Below are 21,981 nucleotides of genomic sequence, written 5' to 3' on the forward strand. Positions count from 1 at the left end.
GAACTCTCCTTTGAAACGGATCGTTACGGAGTGCCGGACAAGTAGTAAAATTTTTCAGGATCTACATAATCCGCATCTTGAATGTAACGATCCATTTTATGAACTATTTCCTGATAGTCATTCAAATCGAACGTAATCCTCCCTACCGTGCCCGGAAGGACCTGCGGACAATGGCACGTGCATACGGCGGCAATGCGAGCCGTTTTCTTCAGTACTTCAAGCGCCAGAAATTCGTTGATCACGATCCCCGGTTTCCCTTCAAAACGCGACAGAAAATCGTTCAGCTGTTCCGGATTGTCGTACACGCAAATCCGTTCATCCTCTAGGCCAGACTGTTCCCGAATGAAACCGGCAAGCTTCTCGTTGTTGTAAGCATCCGTGACCAGAAACTCCGGCCGGCCGCCAAGGGCAGCCTCGCAAGCCCGGAAGCTTTGCGCGAAATCCGGAATGATCTTGTGAAACAGCGAATCGTCGATATAACTGTCGATGACAAAAACGGGAATACCGAAACCGAAATAATTGGAGATCGTGCCGAACTGTTCCTGATCCGCATTTATGAGAAAAACGCCGTCCAAATTCCGCTCCATGATCATTTTGTAATCCGAAAGCTGGCTCCGGACCTGCATAAAAATGACATGGTATCCGAGTTGTCCGCAAATTTGTTCGATTTTGCCGACTGTTTTGGCATATTTAAAATCGGACCAGTAATGGCCTTCTTGCTCCTGAAACAGCAGAATGCCGATCAGGCCCGTTTTTTTGATTTTTAACGATTGAGCGGTCCGGTTGGCCACGTATTTAAGCTGCTGGGCGGCTTTCATCACCTTGACGCGCGTTTCGTCCGAGATGGACTGGGTCTTCACATCGTTCAAAATATACGAAACGGTGGCGATGGAGACGCCCGCCGCTTTGGCTATATCTTTGATGGTTGCTTTCTTCATCCTAATCGCTCCTACTTAAACGTTTAGGTTGATTAAAGCATATCCCCTTGTCCGGTGTCAAACCGCCACAGGGGCACCGATGCGACAAGCCAGCCGAATGGCGGCAATGCTGCCGAGAGACCGTTCTCGGTTCGGACAAACGACCCCTGTCCGAGAATCACTTCCGCTTCCGGACGGATGCGGTTTCCTCTCTCCAAGTCCGGAGGCGTTCCGAATTGCGCATCCGCATCGGAATACGCGGACTCCGGCTCGAAAACGTGGCAGGATGCCTCCCGGCTGCTGTTGTTCACGCAGATGTAAAGCTCCTCCTCCGCGTTCTTTCTCAGCACGATAAGCTGATCCTTCTCCGCGTAAACAAACCGGAACGTGCCTTCACTCAAAGCCCGTCGAGTCCGCCGCAGCTCGATCAGCATGCGGTAAAACGCGAGAAGGCCGTGATTTTGCCGTTCCGCATCCCACTGCATCGGCTTCCGGCAATCGGGGTCGGACCCGCCCTGCATTCCGATTTCGTCCCCGTAATAAATGCACGGAGTTCCGGGAAGCGTGAACTGGAGCATCACCGCCAGCTTCGCTTTCGCCTCGTCCGGTATCCGGGTCAGAAGCCGCGGGGTGTCGTGGCTGCCGAGGATGTTAAAGGCCGCCTCGTTCACCTGCTGCGGATAGGAAGCGAGCAGGCGGTTTATCCGGTTGCCAAGCTCCCGAGCATCGATTTCGCCCTTGGCGAAGTAATCGAGAATGGCGTCGGTGGCGGGATAGTTCATGACCGCGTCGAATTGGTCCCCCTGGAGCCACGGCATCGCATCGTGCCAAATTTCGCCCAGGATGTAGAAATCGGGCTTCAGTGCTTTCAGCTTCTTGCGGAATTCCCGCCAGAACTCGTGATCGACTTCGTTGGCCACGTCCAGCCTCCAGCCGTCGATATCGCATTCCCGCACCCAATACTCGGCCACGTCGAGCAAATAGTTTCTGACTTCGGGATTGGCCGTATTGAGCTTCGGCATGTGGGACTCGAACGCGAAGCAGTGATAAGACGGTCTCGGTTCCGTCCGCAGCGGATATTCCTTGATGTGGAACCAGTCCCGGTAAGGAGACTCCTGACCCTTCTCCCGCACATCCCGGAACGGGGCGAATCCTTCTCCGCTGTGATTGAACACCGCATCGAGGATCACACGGATGCCTCTTTCGTGGAACGCGGCAACCAGCTTTTTGAGCAGCGCCGTATCCCCGAAACCAGGATCGACTTTCTTGTAGTCGGCCGTATCGTACTTATGGTTCGTCGCCGCTTCAAACAGCGGTGTAAAATAAATCGCGTTTACGCCGAGCGAAGTCAAATAGTCGATGCGGTCGTACACTCCCTGCAGGTCTCCGCCGTAGAAATCGTACGACCCCGGATCGGAGTCGCTCCACGGGCGGACGCCGGGGGGATCGTTGGCCGGATCGCCGTTTGCGAAACGGTCGGGGAAGATCTGGTAGAAAACGGCTTCCTTCACCCACGCCGGCGGCTTCAGCACCTCTTGCGGCCACAAAAACGGATAATCGAAAAAAGTGAGCGGATCCTGCGATTTTTCCGTGCCGAACCCTTTCTCCGTCAACCATACGACCTCTTCTCCCGAAGTCAGTTTAAAAGCGTACCTCAGTCTGTAATGCGGCGGGACAAGCTCTCCCTGCCAGTAATCGAACAATTGATCGCTGCCCGTTTTGTACAGCCTTGTTTCAAGAGCTGTCCGCTCCCAATCGTATTTGTCTCCGTGCAGCGCGTGCACGGCGTCGACATCGTCTTTCTTCGTGCGCAGCCGGATATGCACGGTACGCTCGTCGTAGGCATAGCAGTAAGCCTGCCCCGACCGGTGGTCAATCGCTTCCAGTAACATGGCTTGCTCCTTTTCTCCTTGTAATCCGATAAATCAGTTATCCTTTGTCCGCCCCTGCCGCGATTCCGTGAATCAAATACTTCTGGAAATACATGTACAGGCAGGTAATCGGAAGAGCCACAAGCACGGCCCCGGCGGCGAACAGCGTAAAACTCGAATTCGTCTCGGTGGCTACCATGCTGTACAAACCTTGGGCCAGCGTCATTTTTTCCGAAGACCTCAGCACGATTTGCGGCAAAATAAAATCCATAAACGGCGTGATGAAGCTGTTCAGGGCCACGAAAGTAACCGCGGGCAGCGACAAGGGGAAAATGATTTTAAAAAACGCGTCGGCATGGCTCCCCCCGTCGATGAAAACCGCCTCCTCCAGGCTCTTCGGGATCGTATCGAAATGGCCTTTCATCACCCAGGTGCCCATGGATACGGAACCTCCCGCGTAAATGAGAATCAAGCCCGTGTGCGTGTCCAGCAGCTTCGTCTGAAGCAGGAGAACGAACAAGGCCATGACGGATAAGAAGCCCGGAAACATTTGCAGGATGAGCAGGGTCATTAAGCCCTGCTGTCTCCCCTTGAACCGGAACCGGGAGAAGGCATAGGCCGTCGCGGCCACAAGCGTTGTCGAAACGACGGCGTTCACCAGGGCGATCTTGATCGTATTGCGGTACCACAGCACAAAGTCCGTCTGCCTGATCAATTCGGCATAATGGGCGAACGTGGGATGATCCGGGATCATCCGGCTGACCAGGAGACTCTGCCCCGGATTCAGCGAAGTGCCGATCACCCACAGGATCGGGTAAACCGTTGCGACAAGCAGCGCGATAAAAACGAGATAAATCCCGGTAACGGTCAGATTGTCTTTAAATTTCCTCATGCAGACCCATTCCTCTTCTCAAAGTGCCTTCATCCGTCTGTAATTCCATAAGGAGAACAGGGCAATGAACACAAACATAATGATGGAGACGGCCGAGGCCATATTGAACTGGCTCTGATTCAGCGTCATTTTGAAAATCCACGAAATCAGGATATCCGTACTTCCGGCGTAGTAATAATCGGGATTGTTCGGCTTTCCGTCCGTCAGCAAATAAATCAGATTGAAGTTATTGAAGTTAAACGCAAACTGCATAATAAAAATCGGCGCCGTGGCGAGCTTCACAAGCGGCAGCGTAATTCCGAAAAATTTCTGCGCCGCCGTAGCCCCGTCCACGTCCGCCGCTTCGTACAAATCGCGCGGCATCGTCGTCAAGATCCCCGCCATCAAGGCCATCAGAAAAGGAGTCGAGAACCAGAGATTGACGAGCAGAATTGACGCTTTGGCCATCGTCGGATCGGACAGCCAGGAAACCGGCGGCAAGCCGAGGCTGGCCAGAAATCCGTTGACGGGACCGAACGAACCGTTTAACAGCACGCGAAACACCAGAATCGAAATGAACTGCGGGACGGCCCAGGGAAGCATAAAGGCGGTTCTCCAGAACTTTTTAAAACGGATACGCGGGTGATTGATCATCATCGCCAGAAGAAGTCCGCTAAAAAAGACCGTAATCGTTGAGGCCGCCGCCCAGACGATATTCCACAGCGAAATGCCGAGGAACGTCGACCGCCACGCTTTCTGGGCGAACAAATCGTAGAAGGTCCGGAGTCCGGTCCAATCGACCAGCGAACGATCCGGAATGTGGCCCGGCGCCGAATAGTTCGTAAACGCGATCATGACGTTAAACACGAGCGGGATCACCGTTACGAAAAGGACAAACACGAACGCGGGCAGCAGAAGCAGGTACGGGAAGTGTTTGAACTTCGCCTGCTTCACCGACGCCCGAAATCCGGGAACGGGCTTGCCTCTGTCTCTAAGCTCTCCGTTCTTCCATGCGTCCGCAATGTTCAGAACGTAGAATCCGATGAACAGAAGCACGATTACGCAGGTCATCACTCCGTTGATCATCAGAAAGATGGAGTGATCGCCGGGTACGACTTTGCCCCGGACCACTTTGGTCGGCACGTCACCCAGGCTGATCAGTCCGGCGATTCCCCGGAGGGCCAGCGGGCAGTAGCTCCAGATAAACAGCTGGGCCGAAAGGAGAAACAGAAGCCCTTTGACAATCTGCCTGTTGTAAAGCTGCCCCAGGCCGATGAGTACCGCCGAGCCCGCAGCGGCCCGTATCCGGTGCCGGCGATTGTTTGGATTTACTTGCATACGTCAGACCGCCTAACTTAGGTTTTGATGTTCCGCTTATTTCGTTGTTTTCATCGCCGTTTTGATTTGTTCCACGGCCTTCGTCAAAACGGCGGCCGGGTCTTGGTTCTCGTTCCACAGCGAGGAAATAGCGGTTCCGGCCGGCACCCAGACGTTGCCCATCTCGGGAATCGAAGGCATCGGCACCGAATGCTTCGCCTGCTCCAGGAAAGCGGGCGCGTAAGGATCGGAGGTAAGGACCGGGTCCGCCATAACGTCCTGCCTCGGAGGGAGCTGAGCCGTCATTTTAAACCGCTCGATCAGATGGTCTTTGCTTGTCGCATAGCTTGCGAACAGCTTCGCCGCATCGGGGTACTTCGTGTACGAATTGACGTACAGGGCCCGGATGCCGGAGAAGCTTACGGGATGCTCCCCGTTGGGCAGCAGCGGCAGCGGAGCGACGCCAAACTCGAAATTGGCTTTGGACAAGCTGGAAATAAGCCAAGACCCGTTAATGACGGAGGCTGTTTTTCCCTCCTGGAAAAAGCCGGTGATGATATTGTCGTTGATATCGTGGATATTCAGCGGCAGGATCTTTTTAAGCGATTGCAAATACTTGGCTCCTTCGACCGCTTGCGGACTGTTCAGCCCGATATCGTTCGGATCGGTGCCTTTCCCGCCGAAAACATACCCTCCGTAGCCCGCAAGGAACGAGTACGATTGGTACAGCTGCCCGACATCCCACATCAGAGCGAACTTTTTGTTCGCCGGATCGTTGTATGTCTCGGCAAACTTTACGATCTCCTCGTATGTTTTCGGAGCTTGAGGCATCGCTTTTTTGTTGTAAAAAAGCGCGTACGTGTCGATGGCCGTCGGATATCCGTAGAGGGCGCCGGAATAGCTCACGCCTTCCAAAGCGGAAGGGAGTAGCTGTTTTTTGTCCTCTTCGCCGAAAGCGTCATTTTCCAGCACGAGGCCGGTCATGACGGCATTGCCGAGCTGATCGTGCGGCGCGGAGAAGACGTCGGCCCCGATTCCGGCCGGACCGTCGGTGGTCAGCTTTTTCACGGTATCGATGGCCGGGACGGGTTCCACCTTTACGGAAACTCCGTATTCTTTCTCGAAGCTTGCAGCGACCGTTTTTAAATAATCCAGTTCGGGTCCCTTCGATTCCCATACGACGAGCTTGGCACCGCTTTCGGGTTTGAGCTCCTTCTGCTGCGAATTTCCTCCGCCCTGTTCCTGCGGCTGCGCGGAAGGCGAAGGCTGATCGTTTCCGCAACCGGTTAAGCCGGTCACGCTCAAGAGAACGACAATTCCGGCGGAAAATAAGCGTTTGGACATGATGATTCCCCCTTCATTTGAGTGCTGAATCGTTTAAGTACTGAAACGTTTAAGTAATGCTTAACCACATCATAAAGGGTAGCTTTCCAAGGAGTCAATGATAAAAAATGGTAAATGCGCTTGCCCTTATTCATAGGGTGGGCTTACTTGCAGCCGTTCAAACATTTTGACCCGTCATAAATTTTGACACCTTCCAGCATTTAGTCTACAATCAATTCAAATTGTTATCTTCGCATGTATAAAGAAAGGGGTATCCGGTCCATGAAGAAAAAGTCTTTGGGGTTTCTGTCCGTCGGTTACGGATACTCTACTGCCGTTTTTTTCTAGTATTCACTTTTATGGGAGAAGTCTGTCCGAAAGTGAGTCGTGAAAATGGCAGAACATTACTAGAATGCGAGGGAATCTAACATGGAAAACTCTAAAATCATTCGAAAAAATCCGGCAGGTGTACACAGTCCCGTAGGCAACTACACTCACCTTACCAAAATTCCAAGAAATTCTGAGCTGTATGTTACTTCCGGTCAAATCGGAGCGGATCAGCACGGTAACATTCCTGATAAGATGAACGAACAAATCCGGAACACTTTCCGTAATATCCAAACCGTCTTGCACGCTGAGGAACTATCATCCGAACATATTATCAAAGTCAATATATGGGCTACCGAAAAAATAGATTGGGATTTTCTATACGAAAAATGGGCCGAATTATTCGGCCTCGATTATCCCGCCATGACGGTCGGCTATATCTCGGAATTAGGCTTACCTGAAATAAAAATTGAAATTGAACTATGGGCGGCTAAAGTCTAATCCTGCTCCGTTCATCTCCCTCACGCAAATGATCATGCGTGGGGGTTTTTTGTTGATTTTAAGGCCGGACGGACACTTTTCTTCGTAAAAACTTGCGTCAGTCCGAGCTCTCGCCATCTTTCGTCTTACGCCATTGCTCACTGTACATCATAAAATAAAAAGACCGCGGTTATCGCGGTCCTGTAAGTGTGAATCCTGCGGCTTCGCCGGTACTTTCAAGGGAACTGTATCCTGTACAGTTCTTTATACCTTCCGTTTCGGCGGAGAAGAACATCATGCTTTCCATATTCCACAATTTCTCCATGTTCCAGAACGACAATCTGATCGGCATTCTGAATCGTGGATAGCCGGTGGGCAATGACCAGACAGGTGCGGCCGGGAAGAAGGCGTGACAGCGCCTGCTGGATTTTTTGCTCGGATTCCGTATCCAGGGCTGCCGTCGCTTCATCGAGGATGATCAGACGGGGATCTTTCAGGAAGGCTCTGGCGATAGACAGCCGCTGTTTCTGTCCGCCGGATAGTTTGACGCCTCTTTCCCCTATCGGAGTGTCGTAGCCTTGCGGCAAAGCGGTTATAAACTCGTGCGCGTTCGCGGCTCTCGCGGCCGCTTCGATTTGTTCGCCCGATGCGGCAGGCTGTCCGTACGCGATATTTTCGCGGATCGTGCCGTTCAGCAGAATGACTTCCTGCGATACGATTCCCAGTTGGCTTCGCAGAGACTGCTGTGTGACCGCCTTCAGCGGATAGCCGTCGATGTATATATCTCCCCGCTGCACGTCGTACATACGGGCGATCAGGTCCGCAATGGTGGATTTACCGGAGCCCGACGAACCGACCAGAGCCGTCGTCTCGTTCCCGCGAAGCTTCAAGAAGAAGCTTTCGAGCACAGGCTGCCCTTCGTCATAAGCGAAATCAACGTCGTAGAAAACGATTTCGCCCTTAACGGACGGCAGCACAATCGCGCCTTCCTGATCGCGGACCTCCGGAACCGTATCCAGAATATCTCCGATACGTTCGAAGGCCGCTGCCGATTGCTGGATTTTCGTAACCAGCCTGCTGAAGGAACGGATAGGCGCCTGCAGCAGGCGCAGGTAAGCGAGATACGCGACGACCTCCCCCACAGTCAGGTTACCCCGCATCGTCTGCCAGGCGCCGAACAGAAGAACAAGCGTCATCCCTATGTAGTTGAGCCAATCGGTCAGCGGTGAAAAGAGCGCCGAAAGCCGCGATGCCGAAACCGCTGCGATCCGGTTCCGGTCGCTCAGCTTCACGAACTGCTTTTCTTCGTTTTCTTCGCTTGCGAAAGATTTGATCATGCGGATACCGGACAGGGTATCCTGCAGGAAGTTGTTCAGCTCGGCGGAGATTTGACGCACCCGTCTATACGCGCTTTTGATCCGCAAGCTGAAAAAACGGGACGATATAAATAAAAAAGGCAGGGTCGCAACCGTCAAAAGCGCCAACTGCCAATCCACATAAAACAGATAGCCGCATATCGCGACGAAAGTGACAAAATCGGCAAGAATGGATAGGCTCTCGGCTGAAACCAGCTCCTGAAGCTGGTTAACGTCTCCGGTCAATCTCGCCATAAGATCCCCTGTCCTGCTGCGGTCAAAAAACTTCACATCCAGCCTTAACGTATGGGTGTACAGTTTATTGCGCAGCCCGAGAACGGCCTTCTGGCTGACAACGGTCATAACGTAACTTGAAGTAAAATGAAGGAGTCCGAGCACGAGAGCCGTCAGAACGATCAGCCCGCCCGTTTCCAGCAGGGCGTCTGCCTTTTTGCCCGGGATAATGTCGTCGATAACGGTTTTTGTCAGTTGCGGAATGATAAATTCACAGAACGAGATGAACAGGACGGCCAGCGCCCCGGTCAAAAGCAGGCCCCAATGGGCCTTTGTGTGTACGAACATCTCTTTGAGCATGCCGCGTACACTCATTATAGAGTGTGACCGGTCCGGCCGGTCTGTTGTTTGCTTCCTTTCTTTCATGGAGATCACGTACTTTCAACTATATTTAATTAGATTATCTAACTATAAAAGCACAATTTTCTTCACCTCTCTTCATCCCACTCTTTTTTAGTTAGATAATCTAATCACATGTCCAATATAGCTCATTGCTCCGAATATTGCAATTCCTGTTCTGCCGTTCATCGCCCGCTCTCCCGGATGAAGAGACCCGGCAGCCCCGCATCGGACGAGGTCTCCCGGTTTAGTCATCTCCTCTGAATGATTCCTTTCCAAGACGCGTTTCCAAGTTTAAGCGTTTTAATTTAAAAACAGTTATGTACTCATAAATGTATTCCGGTCTTCTCCCGCTTCCGCTGCTTAAACTAAGCCGCTTTTCCGATAATCCGAAGGCGTGTAGCCCAGCTCCTTTTTAAAGGCGCGGATCAGGCTCGTGACATCGTTGTAACCGACCTCGCTGGCAATTTGCGGCATCGACTTGTCGCTTTTAAGCAGCAGTTCTTGAGCCCGCTTCAACCGCAGTTGGGTGCGGTAGGCCATATAGGAGATCCCGGTCTTCAGTTTGAACAGATAGCTGAAATAAGGAGCGGAATATCCCACGGACGAAGCCAGTTCTTCCAGCGTGATTTCCTTGTTGTAGTGCTGCTGGATATATTTCTGCGCGTTGTAGATCGTGCGCTGGTTATCCGTGTACGCCGCCAGTTTGACGGCATGCTGCAGGGCTTTGAAATCGGCCGTGATCCAATTCGTCAGATCGGTGCCGTTTTGGCCGTGATAAGGCGGCAGAGAGCACTCGACCTCTCTTTCGAGCTTGGCCCCGGCACTCTGCAGAAGGATGCGGTGAAAGGCGCTGTGCCACTTCAGGCACAGATAAGGAGGCACCCCGTGCAGCGAAGCCAGCCATTTGCGGCCCGCCTTCTCCTGAGCGGAGCGGTTGTCCTGAAGCACCGCTTCGACCCAGGCTTCCGCAAGCCCTCTCCATCTGTCCGAGGTCTCGCCGATGGTATGAACCGTTTCCGGAAGCTCCTCCAGCGTCCTTCGTACGGAAGACAAAAAGCGGTCTTTGCTCAGCGGCTTCAAGAGATAATCTTTCACTCCGCAGACCAGCGCCTCTCTCACGTACTCGAATTTATCGTGCTCGGACACAATGATGGCGGGCGTGTACCGGAACTCCCCGGAAAGCTGACGACACAGCTCCAGGCCGGTCATATAAGGCATGCTAATGTCGGTTATGACAAGATCCGCCCCGTACTCGCGCATGATGCGGAGCGCCTCTTTCCCGTCGGAAGCCTCGAAAATGCGCAGAACCGGAAACCTGGAATTTTCCAGCATATAACGCATCAATTTAATTGTCGTTGAATCATCGTCAACCAGTAAGATTGTATACACCTTACGAATCCCCATTTCTAATGTCGAAGTATCCTGACGGACCCGTTTACAACCCGTATCTCAGCGCCATTATAGGCTCGTTCATCCCGCAGAGGCTATCATCAGAAGCTCGACTGAATCATTAAAATACGGAATCGGGCCGCTCAGGTCATGAAGCGGAAGATCCGGCCGGCTCTTTCACCGGTTATTCGTTCAGATACGTATTCGCACGATCCTGAATCTCCTTGGCCACTTCTTCGGCCGATTTCTGTCCCGTGAAAAACGCTTTGGACTCTTTAAGCAGCACATCTTCAATCATGGAGGTATTCGTAGGGATCGGGTGGATGAGCCCGGAAATCAGCTCCTTCTGGAACTCGATATCCGCCGGGTTAACGTCCACTGATCCGCCTTCCTCGGGGCCGTCCTCGATCTTGACTTTGCCGTTCTTCAACACTTGATCCAGCTGCCTGCCGTAAACGTCCTTGTTCAGCGGAAACCCGCCTAACCCATTGACACCCTGTATGTCATCAGACAGCATAAACTTAATGAACGCCCAGGCTTCCGTTTTCACCGTGGAATTCTCATTAATGCCGAGGATCTGCTCAGGCATATAGAATCCCCCCGGCTTCTGTCCGACGGCAAGAGGACTCCGATAAAGCTTGGGCTGCTTGTACAAGGCACGGGGAAAACTGAAAAATTCCTCGGGATTTTGAATGTAGGCGCTTTTGAACGAAACGACCGCCGGCTTGTCCGCAATCACTTTCCCGTCGAATAACGCCTTAACCTCGTTAAGCAGCCTGATAAAAGAAGCTTGATCGAATTTCGCCTTCCGGTTCGGTTCATCCACAAAGGACGAATAATCGGCTTTCACCATCGCCTTCAGCATGCTTGGCGGGCTTGCGGCATAGGCTGCCGGAGAACCGCTTTTTTTCATAGCTTTGGCTGTCTCGGCAAATTCATTCCAGGTCCAGACGGTATCGTCTATGCCGACTCCGGCCTTCCTGACCGCCCCTTCATCCCCGACCATAGTTTCCAGCATAAAACGCATCGGCATCCCGTAAAGGACTCCGTTTATGTGGAGATTGTCCAGGATATTGCCGAAGTACAGGTCTTTATGGAAAGAAGGATCTTGATCCATGAACCTGCTCAGATTAACAAGCGCGTTACTGCTCGCATATTTCCCCATAGGCAGCGGGTCCAAAACGAGTACGTCAGGACCTTTGCCAGACAGCATCTCGGCGTTCGTCGACTTGATGAACCTCTCCTGATCGCCTACTTTCCAGTTGTCTTTGGTTTGAACGTACGTAAGCCGAATCTCGACATCCGGATGCTTTTGCTCGAATTTCTTTTTCGCTTCCCTGAACACCTCGTCTAGAAAAAGCATCGAAACGATCACGGTCTTTTTGCCGTTCTTGTTTTCTCCGCGTGAAGTGCCGCCGGAATCCGGGGCTTGCGTCCGTCCCCAACCTCCGCAAACTGCGGTCGTCGTAAGAAGCAGCAGGGTCGTGATCAGCAGCAGCATTCTTTTCATTCCGCCCCCCTCCCTCCACATTTCTTCCGCCGGCGCTCACGGGTATTATCTATAGTTATAAGCCCCGTTTGTAAAAGAAAGCTCTCTAACTTGTAAACAAAATGTTTCCATTCTCGAAATCCTTGCCTAAACGAAAAAAATCCCCTGCAAGCCGCCGGGGCGGAGACAGGGGGTTGTCTTTACAGTCAGTCTTTATTGTTACGACATAATCGTCAATTTCCAAAATCAATATGACACTGTTTCTAATAATTAACGCGGAACAAGCCATCTATACCAATCCCATTGTCCGATTTTCAAAGATTTGCTGGTTTACGTGATTTTTAACAAATAAAAGCGATGGCGATATTTAACGAAAAGAATATGAAGCACGCATAAAACAATGACGGCTGCATATTGTACAATCACAAAATCGTTAACATCTGTATTGATTTTGGGTCTGTACCATTGCATGAGATAAAAGGGACCCTGACCGGCACCGCCTGTAAATAAACCGAAAAACACGTAAAATAAGGTCAGACATAATCCTATAGCGGAATTTTTAAATAAGGAGACCAGGGTTACCGTCAAGAAAAAAACCAACAGGAACGAAGGAAATGAATTTACTGCCATGTCAGCCGTCTTCGCGAATCCGTTGTTTGAATTGATACAGATTAAAAGAGCTGTTTCATAAAAGGATCCATATAGTACCGATAAGAAGCAAGGATATATCAGCCCGTATCGGACGGATGAAAGAGGAAGAGAAATGAATAACTCCTGTTGCCGGAGAGAGCCGATCTGATATGTCACGGCTACAGCCGGAAATACATGAATCCAAAACCCGACAAACACCATGAATTCAAGCCCGTTGAAATAGCCGTAGTAATTCCCCAAACAAGCGAATGTGTATACAAGGAAAGGCAAACAAATCAATATGGTTTGAGTTCGAAAGATAAAGAACAGCATGCTTAATTCTCGCTTAACCAAATCATATATCCCTCCTCCAGCGAAGGATCGGCGGGTGTAGCGTGTTCAATGGGCCGTTGGTTTGCCAGTACACGCACCGATAATCTGCCTCCCGTTTCCGATGTGGCAACAATCCGGCACTCATCGCTATCCCTGATTTTCGTAAATTCGTCCTGTGAAAGCTCCATACTCCACACTTTGTTTTCGGCCATTTGGGTTACGTTTGCTAAAGCATTGTAAAAATCCAGATGACCATTCTTCATCATGCACACACGATCACAGGTCATAGCCACATCCTCAGTAATATGAGTGGATAACAGAATCACTCTGTGTTGTGCTTGTTGGCGCAGCAGGCTTCGAAATCTAAGACGCTCCTCGGGATCGAGTCCCGCAGTCGGTTCATCGATCAGCAATAGCTTGGGCTCATGAAGGATGGCTTGGGCAATGCCCAAGCGTTGTTTCATGCCGCCGGATAATTTTTTTATCTTATCGTCACGTTTGGACTCCAAATTAACCTCTTGCAGCACTTGATTAATTCTTTGGCGACGTTTTTTGGAGTCGGTTAGTTTTCGTAATTGACCTACGTATTCCAGATATTCATACACAGTAATGGATGGAAATAATCCCACATGCTGAGGCAAATATCCACATAGCTCCCTTATTTTTTCCAGGTCATGTTTCCAAGTCCATTCATCCAGTTTGATTTCTCCTTGAGTCGGCTCATAAATGGTTGCCAAAATCCGGAAAAGTGTAGTTTTTCCTGCACCATTCGGTCCGAGAACACCTGTTACACCGGTTCCGATGGCAACATTGATTTCCTGTAAAACTTCACGTTTGCCAAAAGATTTTTTTAACCCCTTGATTTGCAGCATAGCAGTAATCCCTCCATATAGAACAACCTTTCACTTCTCTTTTTCCGGGAAGAAAACACGGAATATATTGGAATCTATCTTACTCTTGGTAAGTGTAAGAAAATATTCATCGGGATTTGCGCTAAATATAGACCTAGAATTTACGATAAAACCATGTTGAGGCAATGAAACAACTTTATCCGATGGCTGACGACCAGAATTTATAATTTCGGCTACTTGACTGACTGCTGCTCGCGCTTCTTTTAAAGAAATGAATTTGGGGATTGTAAGATCGGTTTCCTGTGTGAAAGGCCCGTATAGAAGTGTAGGACCATATGTGACTCCTGTAAGGGTTTGATTCTCATTTTTCGATAAATTAGTTACTAGTCCTCGAAAATCCTTTACATTCACTTTCACAGAAAATTTTTCCTTAATCGCATGATGCAACGGATCCTTAGCTTCTTTGGGATCCATAGGATACCAGGGAAGAGTTGATAATAATTCGAAGGAGGTCGGGTTCATGTCTCCGTACTTCTCCGAACGGACATGAAAGGATAATATACCCGTCTCCGTATGTCCGGATGGAAGCTGGACAAACAACAGATTTCGATCTCTGGAAAAAGGAACCGAAGCACCGTTCCAGCTTAAACTTTGAACATCCATGAAGTCCCATAGGGCTAGCGGAATTTGATCGGACTTTGTGCTTACATTCAAGTCTGCGACGTAAGAAAACAAATGATCCTCACGACCATGGTTGATTTGCATGTCATAAGAAGAAATAGTAAAGTCGGCGTAATCCGGAACAGCATCGTTAAACTTGTACTCGCTTGTAACATCCGTTATTTTTTGTGAGGGCGCAAAGCCTGCAAGACACGTAAAGACAAGAAGGCAGACAATCATAAGAATGCGGGCTTTTCTTCCTTTTCTTAGCAAAGGTATGGAAACGAAGAAAACGAAGAAGCATACGAGCACAGCTAGCGTTCTCTGCCAGAAAGCTCCGTCATTCAGAATCATATGTTCGGATTGATAATAACTTTGAGTTATTGAAAGGTTCGTGTCACCCACAGTCAGAAGAGGCAGCCAAGAAGGCGGTATAAATCCCACAAACGAATTATAAGGTCCTAACAATATCCAAATGCTGATTAATACGAGATATGCGGCAAGAGAAGGCCATAGCGTATAAATGGAGTAACCGAGTACAAGGGATACGAAAAAGGGAACCAGCCAGTTAAAAAAAGTATAGACCAATGTGATTCGGAACTGAAACAAAGTAGCATCATCATGAATCCCATATGTTACATATAACAATGCACAAACCAAAAAGATAACATACCAAATAAAAGCGAAGATAAACCAATAGAGAATCTTTTGAAGATAATACCATTTTCCTTTGGGCAGTGAAGCAATCAATTCCGGAATGTGATTGTTATGATCTGACCTCGCCTGCTCAGCCCCGTATAAAAGAAATAATAGATTAAAGCCCATCACAAAAAATATAAGGGAAGGAAAGTCCCTTAGCCCTTCCAAGTATTTCATGGGCAATAGGACGGAAGCCAATTCCGCAAAAATAAATAACAAGAGATATTGAGGTTGTCTCATTAATTGCTTAAATTCTTTAAGCATCTATAATTGTCTCCTATTTATTGAAAGATGCAAGAATAAAGAGTTAGGAAATGTCCTAACTCTTTAATTCTCTCAAGCAAATCAAATTTTAATAGTTCCAAACATTCCCTGCAACTTCATCATTGTTATCACCCGTTGCTTTGATGTAATAGAGGGTGCCTTCATTCATATAGTAAGTTTTGAGGTCATATGTTTTACTTGTTCCCAAATCAATAAAATCTACAGCTTGATCCGGCAATAATGTTCTTTGTTTATATAAAGTAACTCGGCCGTTATCTCCTTGTCGAAGTGCTGCATCATAACGACCATAGATGCCATCGCCTCCCACGTACCCGCTAGTTGCACTGCTAGTGTTAAGCCCTTTAACGGTATAAGCGTGATTAGGGGCGGCAAATGCAGTGACAGCAAATGATAGGGTAACTACAGCAGATACACCTAACGCAACAATTTTACTTTTTAACATAATAGACTTCACTCCAGTCTTATAATTTGATAACGACAATTAATGAAATGACTTGAGGAGACCGATTTTTAAAACGATAAATGAATTTATCTTTTTTTAATAAACAACCCCTTTTTTAGCGGATTAGCACGATTTCTATTTGCAAAGATTATTCCTTATAGTAAAGTTAGTATGTAGTCTTATTTCTTTGCAAAAAGAAATCGTGACTGCTCATAGAGCCGAACCAATCGCCCGGAAAAGCTAAATTGGTTTTGGCTGTTTATGTAGACAGGAGGATAAATATAATCCTTCTGTTTTACATCGACTTTCAATTTCAATATTCATCCATATTTTACTTATATATCCATTATATCAAACAATAATAATTTTGTATATGTTTCTATTCTCTATGGGAAAAATAGTAACCCACCTAATAATAGCACATGAATACATTTCCTGTAAAAAAACAGCCTTCCCACAGATGAGGGACAAGCTGCTGTATTCAGTATGCAACTTCATTTTTTTTCAAAACTGAGCACCTCTCTGCGCCCAAATGGCATACTCGTTCGTGCTTCATCGAAGAAGCTTTTTGTTTTATATTGAAGACAACCCAATGTTTTGATGAGGTATCGATTTTCTTCTAACACTTGATCATCTATTTGGACGCTCTTACTGATTTTATTTGAATTCGATCACAAGCGGGGTTTGTTCCGGATTGCCAGTAGCAGGCGCTCTGTCGTAAGACTTCCAGCCTGTTATCAAAATTTTCTTATTATCGGGACTCCAGTCCATTTGGGACAATACAAGACCTTTGTAGACCAATTTCTCCTTGATCATGTTATGGCCCTGCAGCTTTGCGACGTAGAGAGATTCTTCGTCCTTTGCGTAGGCGATCGTTTTATTATCGCCGGACAGGCGGAAAGTACTGACCCCCGCAGACAGTGCGACCGTATTCTCATCGCGCTCGTCGTAAAGCGTCAGTGTATTTTTGGCGTCGAGGAAAATAATTTGGCTGTCGTTCACATAATCAAACTGCCGCTCGCTGGCCGAATGTTCGAACTTGCGGGTCCATTTATCCTCCGTAACCGCTCCGAGAGTAACATACGAACCATCTTCGCCTATTCGCCCCATCAGAGCCGTGCTGCCGTCGTCCGCAAATTTAACCGAAATCACTGTATATTTGCTATCGCGTTTCAACGCCCGTGGAGCGGGCGCCTCGCTGTTTTCCTGCCATCTCGGCAGAGGAATTTCCTGTGATGTCCGGCTGTTCATGTCGTACACGACAATGGATTCGGTCCCGTACTCTCTGCTTTTCACCGTAAAAGACAAGTATCGGCCGTTGTTGGACCAGGTCATGGCGCTGGTAATCCCTTTCCCTTTGTCCGGTACCCCGGGGGCGAAGCTTTGCGACGTATTTAAATCGAGTACATACAAAGTCTCCCCGGTACGAGACTGGCCCGTATAGGCCATATACTTCCCGTCGGGAGAAGGTTTCCCGGTCTGCGCTTCCCCCGCAAGCGGGGTCAAACTCACGGCGGTCAAATTCCGGTAATCCACCAGTTGGATATCCTGTTTCGTCACCTGATTCTTGTAAGAACCGAGCAGAAGGCGGGAAGACATCCATCCCCATACATCCACCGCCTTGTTTCCGGGTAAGGAGAGTCTGTAAATTTTGTTCGTTTCAAAATCGGTGCTTTCCTCTTCCGTATGCGCGTCTTCCGCCGTATCTCCGATCACGATGGTTTTCGCCTTCGGCAAACCCGCGCAGCCGGCCGGCATAGCTAATGCCGCCAGAAGAAGCGGCAAGCTCAGCATAGATCGTCTTGTCATCATGCTTCCCCCTCCCCGGCCTCCTCGTAAGGCAATTCGATAATGACCGTCGTCACCTGTTCGGCGCTCTTTATCCCGATCGTACCGCCGAGCCCGTCCACAATCGCTTTGCTGATGCTCAGACCCAGACCGCTGCTGCCGGCTTCCCGGTCGTCCGGTCCGCTTACCCGGTAGAACGGCTCGAATATTTTAGCCAATTCTCCGGACGGGATCGTTTCCCCCTCGTTCTTCACGGAAATCCGGACGAATCCCGGCAGTTTCTCTGCTTTGACAAGAACCGTGGACGGAGACCGGCCGTATTTGATCGCGTTGTCGATAATATTGATGTAAAGCTGCCTGATTTTAGCCGGGTCCGCGACCAGGGACAGGTTTTCGTCCGCCTCACAATGAATGAATTTGTTGTACTTCTGGGCTTTCAGCAGCATTCCGTCGCATACGTCACGCAGAATAAGGCCCGGTTCGATCGTTTCCGTCGCATCCTGTCCGCCGGTTTCCCTGGATAGGGTGAGCAGTTGAAGCACCATTTCGTGCAGCCGTTTGCTTTCACTCACGATATGATTCATTCCTTTGGCAAAAAAAGCTTCGTCCCGGCTGCCTACTTCACGAATAAGCTCAGCGTACCCGATGATCGAAGTAAGAGGCGTTTTCAGTTCATGCGTGACATGATCGAAAAATTGCTTCCGATGCCGGTTCAGTTCTTCCAGGCGGTCTCGATCCTTCTTGATCCGCTGAATTTGTTTCTTGATCTGCACGATCATATTGCCGAAGTTGTGCGCAAGCTGGCCGATTTCATCTTTTCTGCGGAAGCCGATTTTGATATTTAAGTTGCCGTTCGTCACTTCCGAAGAAGCTTTAGTAAGTTTGATCAGGGGAATCGTAATGTTTCTGGACAACAGATAGGAAAAAACAAACGCCGCAATAAAAATAGCGACCGTCACAGAAGAGAAAACGTCCAGAATGTGTTTTCTTTGTTCGTACAGCAATGAAAAATCTTTGCCGAACCGCAGAATGCCGACTTTCTTGCCTTCGACAATAACCGGATAGGCATAAAACACTTCCGCCTTCTGGTCCGTGTATCGGATCCGGTAGGCTGTTTTTCCGACCAGTGCATACTGCAGATCGTCCGGGTTCGCCGACAAAAACTTCGCTTCGTCCGAAGCAAAAATCAGATCGCCCGCAACCGAATAAGCGCTTGTATGACTGGAAGTGACATGGTTCAGATCCCGGACCATTTCCTCCGCCATCTGCTGGAAGTACACGTCATCCGTGTTGAAATGGTTAATCAGAAACGCCTGTTTGACGTAAATGCTGCTGTTGTTTTTGAGCTGGATCAAATCCTGGGTAATGATTTTTTCATTGCTGGTTTCAATGATCCGGACAACGAAATGATGGAGCAGCAGAAAAGAAACGGAAAAGATGACGAACAGCCCGATCAGAAATTTGGCTCTGATGGTCCAGAACATGCCGCTAATCCACCTGTTTTTCAAATTTGTATCCCACCCCGAATACCGTCACGATCAGATCGCCCGCTCCCAGTTTTTTGCGCAGCCGTTGAATATGGATGTCCACCGTTCTCGTATCTCCCGTATAATCGTAGCCCCATACGAAATCCAGCAGTTCCGTCCGGGTGAAAATCTTGCCTCTGTACTTGCACAGCGTGAGAAGAAGATCGAATTCTTTCGGAGTCAGATCGACATCCTCGCCGCCGATTCTGACCGTTCTTTCCTGCTCGACGATTTCGACGTCCCTGAACCGGATCACGGCAGCCGCCGGTGCTTCCGGCATAACGTTGGCTTGGCTGACTCTTCTCAGCACCGTCCGGATGCGGACGGCCACCTCGCGCAAATCGAACGGTTTCGTAATGTAATCGTCCGCCCCGTATTCAAGCCCTTGAATCTTGTCGGTAATATCCGATTTGGCCGTAATCATAATGATCGGGATTTTATAGGTGGCCGTAACCTGTCTGCATACTTCGAGCCCGCTCAAATCCGGCAGCATCCAGTCGAGCAGAAGCAGATCAGGCCGCACCTGGCCGATCTTAAGCAAGCCTTCCGCCGCCGAATGGGCGGTGAAAGCCTCAAACCCCTCCCGGTTCAGCCCATACGCAAGCAAATCCGCAATAGCTTCTTCATCTTCGATGATCAACAGTTTGGTCTTCTCTCTAGTATTCTCCATACCTTCACTCCGTTCTAGATGAAATCGTAGCACAACCTGTGCCGCCGTTACCAGAAGCTTATTTACATTTATTTGCATCGGGAGACAAAAAAAGCCGTCCATCCGCTTCTCTGCGGACAGATGGCTCTATTTTAAATGACCGGTGTTTGCGGAAGGCACGTTGTTTAACCCCTCCCGTCACAAACCGATACGTTCCCTTACCGCGATTTTTTAACTTCCAAAGGCTCCTCCCGGTCAATCAGACAGGCTGCCGCCAAACCGATGCACAAAATCGAAGCGAGCAGAAGGAACGTAACGGGATAGCTGAAGCTTTTCATAAAAGAAAGCGACAATACCGGACCGAAGCTCGTTCCCGCAAACAAAACGAACGTATATACAGACACCGCGATTCCGCGCAGTTTACCGCCCAACTGGCCGACGAGAGAGACGAGCGAAGGAACCGCCAGCGCGATGCCCGCCACGAATACGAGACTTACCGCAACGAGAACCGGCAGACTGGAGATCAGCCCCATCGAAGCCAATCCGGCTGCCGCAAGCGCCAGAGCCCCCCGCAGTGTCATGTGTATTCCGAAGCGTTTCGAGACACGTCCGGCAAACGGCGAGAGAAGCATGGCCGCGATTCCGATGGACCGGACAACCAAAACTCCCTGTTTATCCAGACCGAAGGGAGCTCCGCTTAAATAACTGCCCAGCACCGTATACATGTTCACAAAAGACATAAGCAGAACGAAAGCGACCACATAACTGAGCACGAGCTGCTTGCGGACAAAAACTTGCCCGATCTGCCGGACCGGCTCCCAAATACTCGCGTGGGCCTGCTGGATTCCTCCTTTTGGAAGAAAAACATAAACCAGAACCGCAGTTAGTGCGTAAACGCCGGCAAGCACATAAAATACCGCGTTCCACCCGTACTGTTCGCTGATAAGACTGCTGACCACCTGTCCCACGATTCCGGCCGTCAAAAATCCCGTACTGATAAAGCCGATCGTCGTTACGCGCTTTTCCGCCGGATACATCTCCACGGCATACGCAAGCGCTACCGGTGAGAAAGTGGCAGCCGCCGCTCCTTGAAGCCCCCTGAGAACCACAATCCAAGCAAACGAATGGACCAAGGCCAAAAGGAATGAAATAAACGTAAGAACGAGAAGTCCGGTGAAAATAACCTTCTTTCGTCCGTATTTATCGGACAGAGCGCCATAAATGAGGCATCCGAGAGCAAAGCCGATCGAAAACGTGCTTCCCGCAGCGGCCGCCTCTGTCGGCGTTATGTCATAAAGCCGGGCAAAAACCGAAATCAGGGGAATCGTCACAAACAGACTGGACATGACCGCCAGGCCGGACCAGCACAAAATCACGGTCATAAGGGAATAGTTTCTGCGCACGACAGAAGCATTCGTAAGTGGAGCTTGATTATTCATACTTCACCTCAAGTTGAATGGATGTAATACGGTTATATAATTAGATTATCTAACTACATGACTAAAAAAATTATCTGCCCGTTCCGAGCCGTTTTTCTATGCCTCTGTTAAGCTTAACGAGCATCTTATTAAACAGCTCTCGTTCCTCTTTATCCAATTCATCGACGAGAGACGCGCAGGTGGACCAGAATGCGGGCAGCACCCGCTTAACCAACCCGCTCCCTTCGGGACTAAGCCGGATATGTGTCATCCGCCCGTCTTTGCTGTACGGCTCGCGGATGATCAAGTCTCTCTTGTCGAGCCAGTTCAATAAGGACGTAACCGAGGAGCGGCGTATTCCGAGCCGGTCCGCTATGGAAGAAGGGGTAACGAGCTCTTTGTCTTGATGAAGAGAGATCAGCAGCAGAATATCCATCTTGCTCTCCGTAATGTCGTAATCGGATAAATGAATATCCATCACATCGAGAACACTGTCCCCGAGCCAAAGCATAAGGAGACCTGTAAGAGCGGAATCGCGGTCCGTATCGGAATTCGCGGTGCGTTCCAGCAAATCCCGGTAAGGTTTCGTCCCCAGTTTCGGCAGCTGCTGTTCGGTCGTATATTCCTTGGCGGGTTTTCTGTTCACGTTCATATACCTCCCTTCTCCGTTATTCGCCTATCGTTGTTCGATCATTCACGGTGCAGCTTTCATCGTTCCTGTTAGT

18 protein-coding genes are annotated in these 21,981 nt (G+C 49.6%); 1 reads left to right on the forward strand and 17 read right to left on the reverse strand.

Annotation, left to right across the window (positions count from 1 at the left end; all coding sequences use genetic code 11):
* Positions 1-23: 23 nt before the first annotated feature.
* The 5 genes from PCH01S_RS03550 to PCH01S_RS03570 are packed head-to-tail and all read right to left on the reverse strand — an operon-like array spanning position 24 to position 6,320.
* Entirely contained in the window at positions 24-938 is a 915-nt protein-coding gene (locus PCH01S_RS03550) for a LacI family DNA-binding transcriptional regulator (RefSeq protein ID WP_042226889.1), read from the reverse strand.
* A gap of 32 nt (positions 939-970) precedes the next feature.
* The gene (locus tag PCH01S_RS03555) at positions 971-2,809 is read right to left on the reverse strand and encodes a glycoside hydrolase family 13 protein (protein ID WP_042226890.1); all 1,839 of its coding nucleotides are present in this window, start codon (positions 2,807-2,809) and stop codon (positions 971-973) included.
* 37 nt (positions 2,810-2,846) lie between these two features.
* Entirely contained in the window at positions 2,847-3,680 is an 834-nt protein-coding gene (locus tag PCH01S_RS03560; RefSeq protein WP_042226892.1) for a sugar ABC transporter permease, read from the reverse strand.
* A gap of 18 nt (positions 3,681-3,698) precedes the next feature.
* The gene (locus tag PCH01S_RS03565) at positions 3,699-4,997 is read right to left on the reverse strand and encodes a carbohydrate ABC transporter permease (RefSeq protein ID WP_042226893.1); all 1,299 of its coding nucleotides are present in this window, start codon (positions 4,995-4,997) and stop codon (positions 3,699-3,701) included.
* 36 nt (positions 4,998-5,033) lie between these two features.
* The gene (locus PCH01S_RS03570; RefSeq protein ID WP_042226895.1) at positions 5,034-6,320 is read right to left on the reverse strand and encodes a sugar ABC transporter substrate-binding protein; all 1,287 of its coding nucleotides are present in this window, start codon (positions 6,318-6,320) and stop codon (positions 5,034-5,036) included.
* Between the two features lie 408 nt (positions 6,321-6,728).
* Here PCH01S_RS03570 and PCH01S_RS03575 point away from each other — a divergent pair, with 408 nt between their 5' ends.
* Positions 6,729-7,127 carry a RidA family protein gene (locus PCH01S_RS03575; RefSeq protein ID WP_042226896.1) on the forward strand — a complete coding sequence of 133 codons (399 nt, stop codon included), beginning with the start codon at positions 6,729-6,731 and terminating at the stop codon, positions 7,125-7,127.
* 215 nt (positions 7,128-7,342) lie between these two features.
* On the opposite strand, the gene PCH01S_RS03580 is transcribed toward PCH01S_RS03575, so the two are convergent.
* From PCH01S_RS03580 to PCH01S_RS03635, 12 genes are all read right to left on the reverse strand, one after another.
* Positions 7,343-9,055, reverse strand: a complete 1,713-nt coding sequence (locus tag PCH01S_RS03580; RefSeq protein WP_241688695.1) for an ABC transporter ATP-binding protein — start codon at positions 9,053-9,055, stop codon at positions 7,343-7,345.
* 402 nt (positions 9,056-9,457) lie between these two features.
* The gene (locus PCH01S_RS03585) at positions 9,458-10,486 is read right to left on the reverse strand and encodes a response regulator transcription factor (RefSeq protein ID WP_042226900.1); all 1,029 of its coding nucleotides are present in this window, start codon (positions 10,484-10,486) and stop codon (positions 9,458-9,460) included.
* A 184-nt stretch (positions 10,487-10,670) separates the two neighbouring features.
* Positions 10,671-11,996 (reverse strand): ABC transporter substrate-binding protein, encoded by a 1,326-nt coding sequence (locus tag PCH01S_RS03590; RefSeq protein ID WP_042226901.1) that lies wholly within the window; start codon positions 11,994-11,996, stop codon positions 10,671-10,673.
* A 309-nt stretch (positions 11,997-12,305) separates the two neighbouring features.
* Positions 12,306-12,959, reverse strand: a complete 654-nt coding sequence (locus PCH01S_RS03595) for a hypothetical protein (protein WP_156972785.1) — start codon at positions 12,957-12,959, stop codon at positions 12,306-12,308.
* On the reverse strand, positions 12,941-13,810 hold the full coding sequence (locus PCH01S_RS03600) for an ABC transporter ATP-binding protein (protein WP_042226904.1): 870 nt from the start codon (positions 13,808-13,810) through the stop codon (positions 12,941-12,943). Before PCH01S_RS03600 ends, PCH01S_RS03595 begins: the two co-directional genes overlap by 19 nt.
* Before the next feature lie 30 nt (positions 13,811-13,840).
* Complete coding sequence (locus PCH01S_RS03605; RefSeq protein WP_042226905.1) at positions 13,841-15,412, reverse strand: ABC transporter permease; 1,572 nt, start codon at positions 15,410-15,412, stop codon at positions 13,841-13,843.
* Between the two features lie 88 nt (positions 15,413-15,500).
* A complete protein-coding gene (locus PCH01S_RS03610) occupies positions 15,501-15,875 on the reverse strand; it encodes a hypothetical protein (RefSeq protein WP_042226907.1) in 375 nt (124 codons plus the stop codon).
* A gap of 657 nt (positions 15,876-16,532) precedes the next feature.
* Positions 16,533-17,687, reverse strand: coding sequence for a TolB family protein (locus PCH01S_RS03615; RefSeq protein WP_241688696.1), 1,155 nt, complete (start codon positions 17,685-17,687; stop codon positions 16,533-16,535).
* Entirely contained in the window at positions 17,684-19,147 is a 1,464-nt protein-coding gene (locus PCH01S_RS03620) for a sensor histidine kinase (protein ID WP_042226909.1), read from the reverse strand. The genes PCH01S_RS03615 and PCH01S_RS03620 overlap by 4 nt, the downstream gene beginning before the upstream one ends.
* A 4-nt stretch (positions 19,148-19,151) precedes the next feature.
* A complete protein-coding gene (locus tag PCH01S_RS03625; protein WP_042226911.1) occupies positions 19,152-19,859 on the reverse strand; it encodes a response regulator transcription factor in 708 nt (235 codons plus the stop codon).
* A 197-nt stretch (positions 19,860-20,056) separates the two neighbouring features.
* Positions 20,057-21,277: an MFS transporter gene (locus PCH01S_RS03630; protein WP_042226913.1), complete on the reverse strand. Its 1,221-nt coding sequence runs from the start codon at positions 21,275-21,277 to the stop codon at positions 20,057-20,059.
* Between the two features lie 70 nt (positions 21,278-21,347).
* Positions 21,348-21,908 carry a MarR family winged helix-turn-helix transcriptional regulator gene (locus tag PCH01S_RS03635; protein WP_042226915.1) on the reverse strand — a complete coding sequence of 187 codons (561 nt, stop codon included), beginning with the start codon at positions 21,906-21,908 and terminating at the stop codon, positions 21,348-21,350.
* Positions 21,909-21,981: the final 73 nt, after the last annotated feature.

The organism is Paenibacillus chitinolyticus NBRC 15660 (assembly GCF_000739915.1).
Taxonomy (GTDB): Bacteria; Bacillota; Bacilli; order Paenibacillales; family NBRC-103111; genus Paenibacillus_F; species Paenibacillus_F chitinolyticus.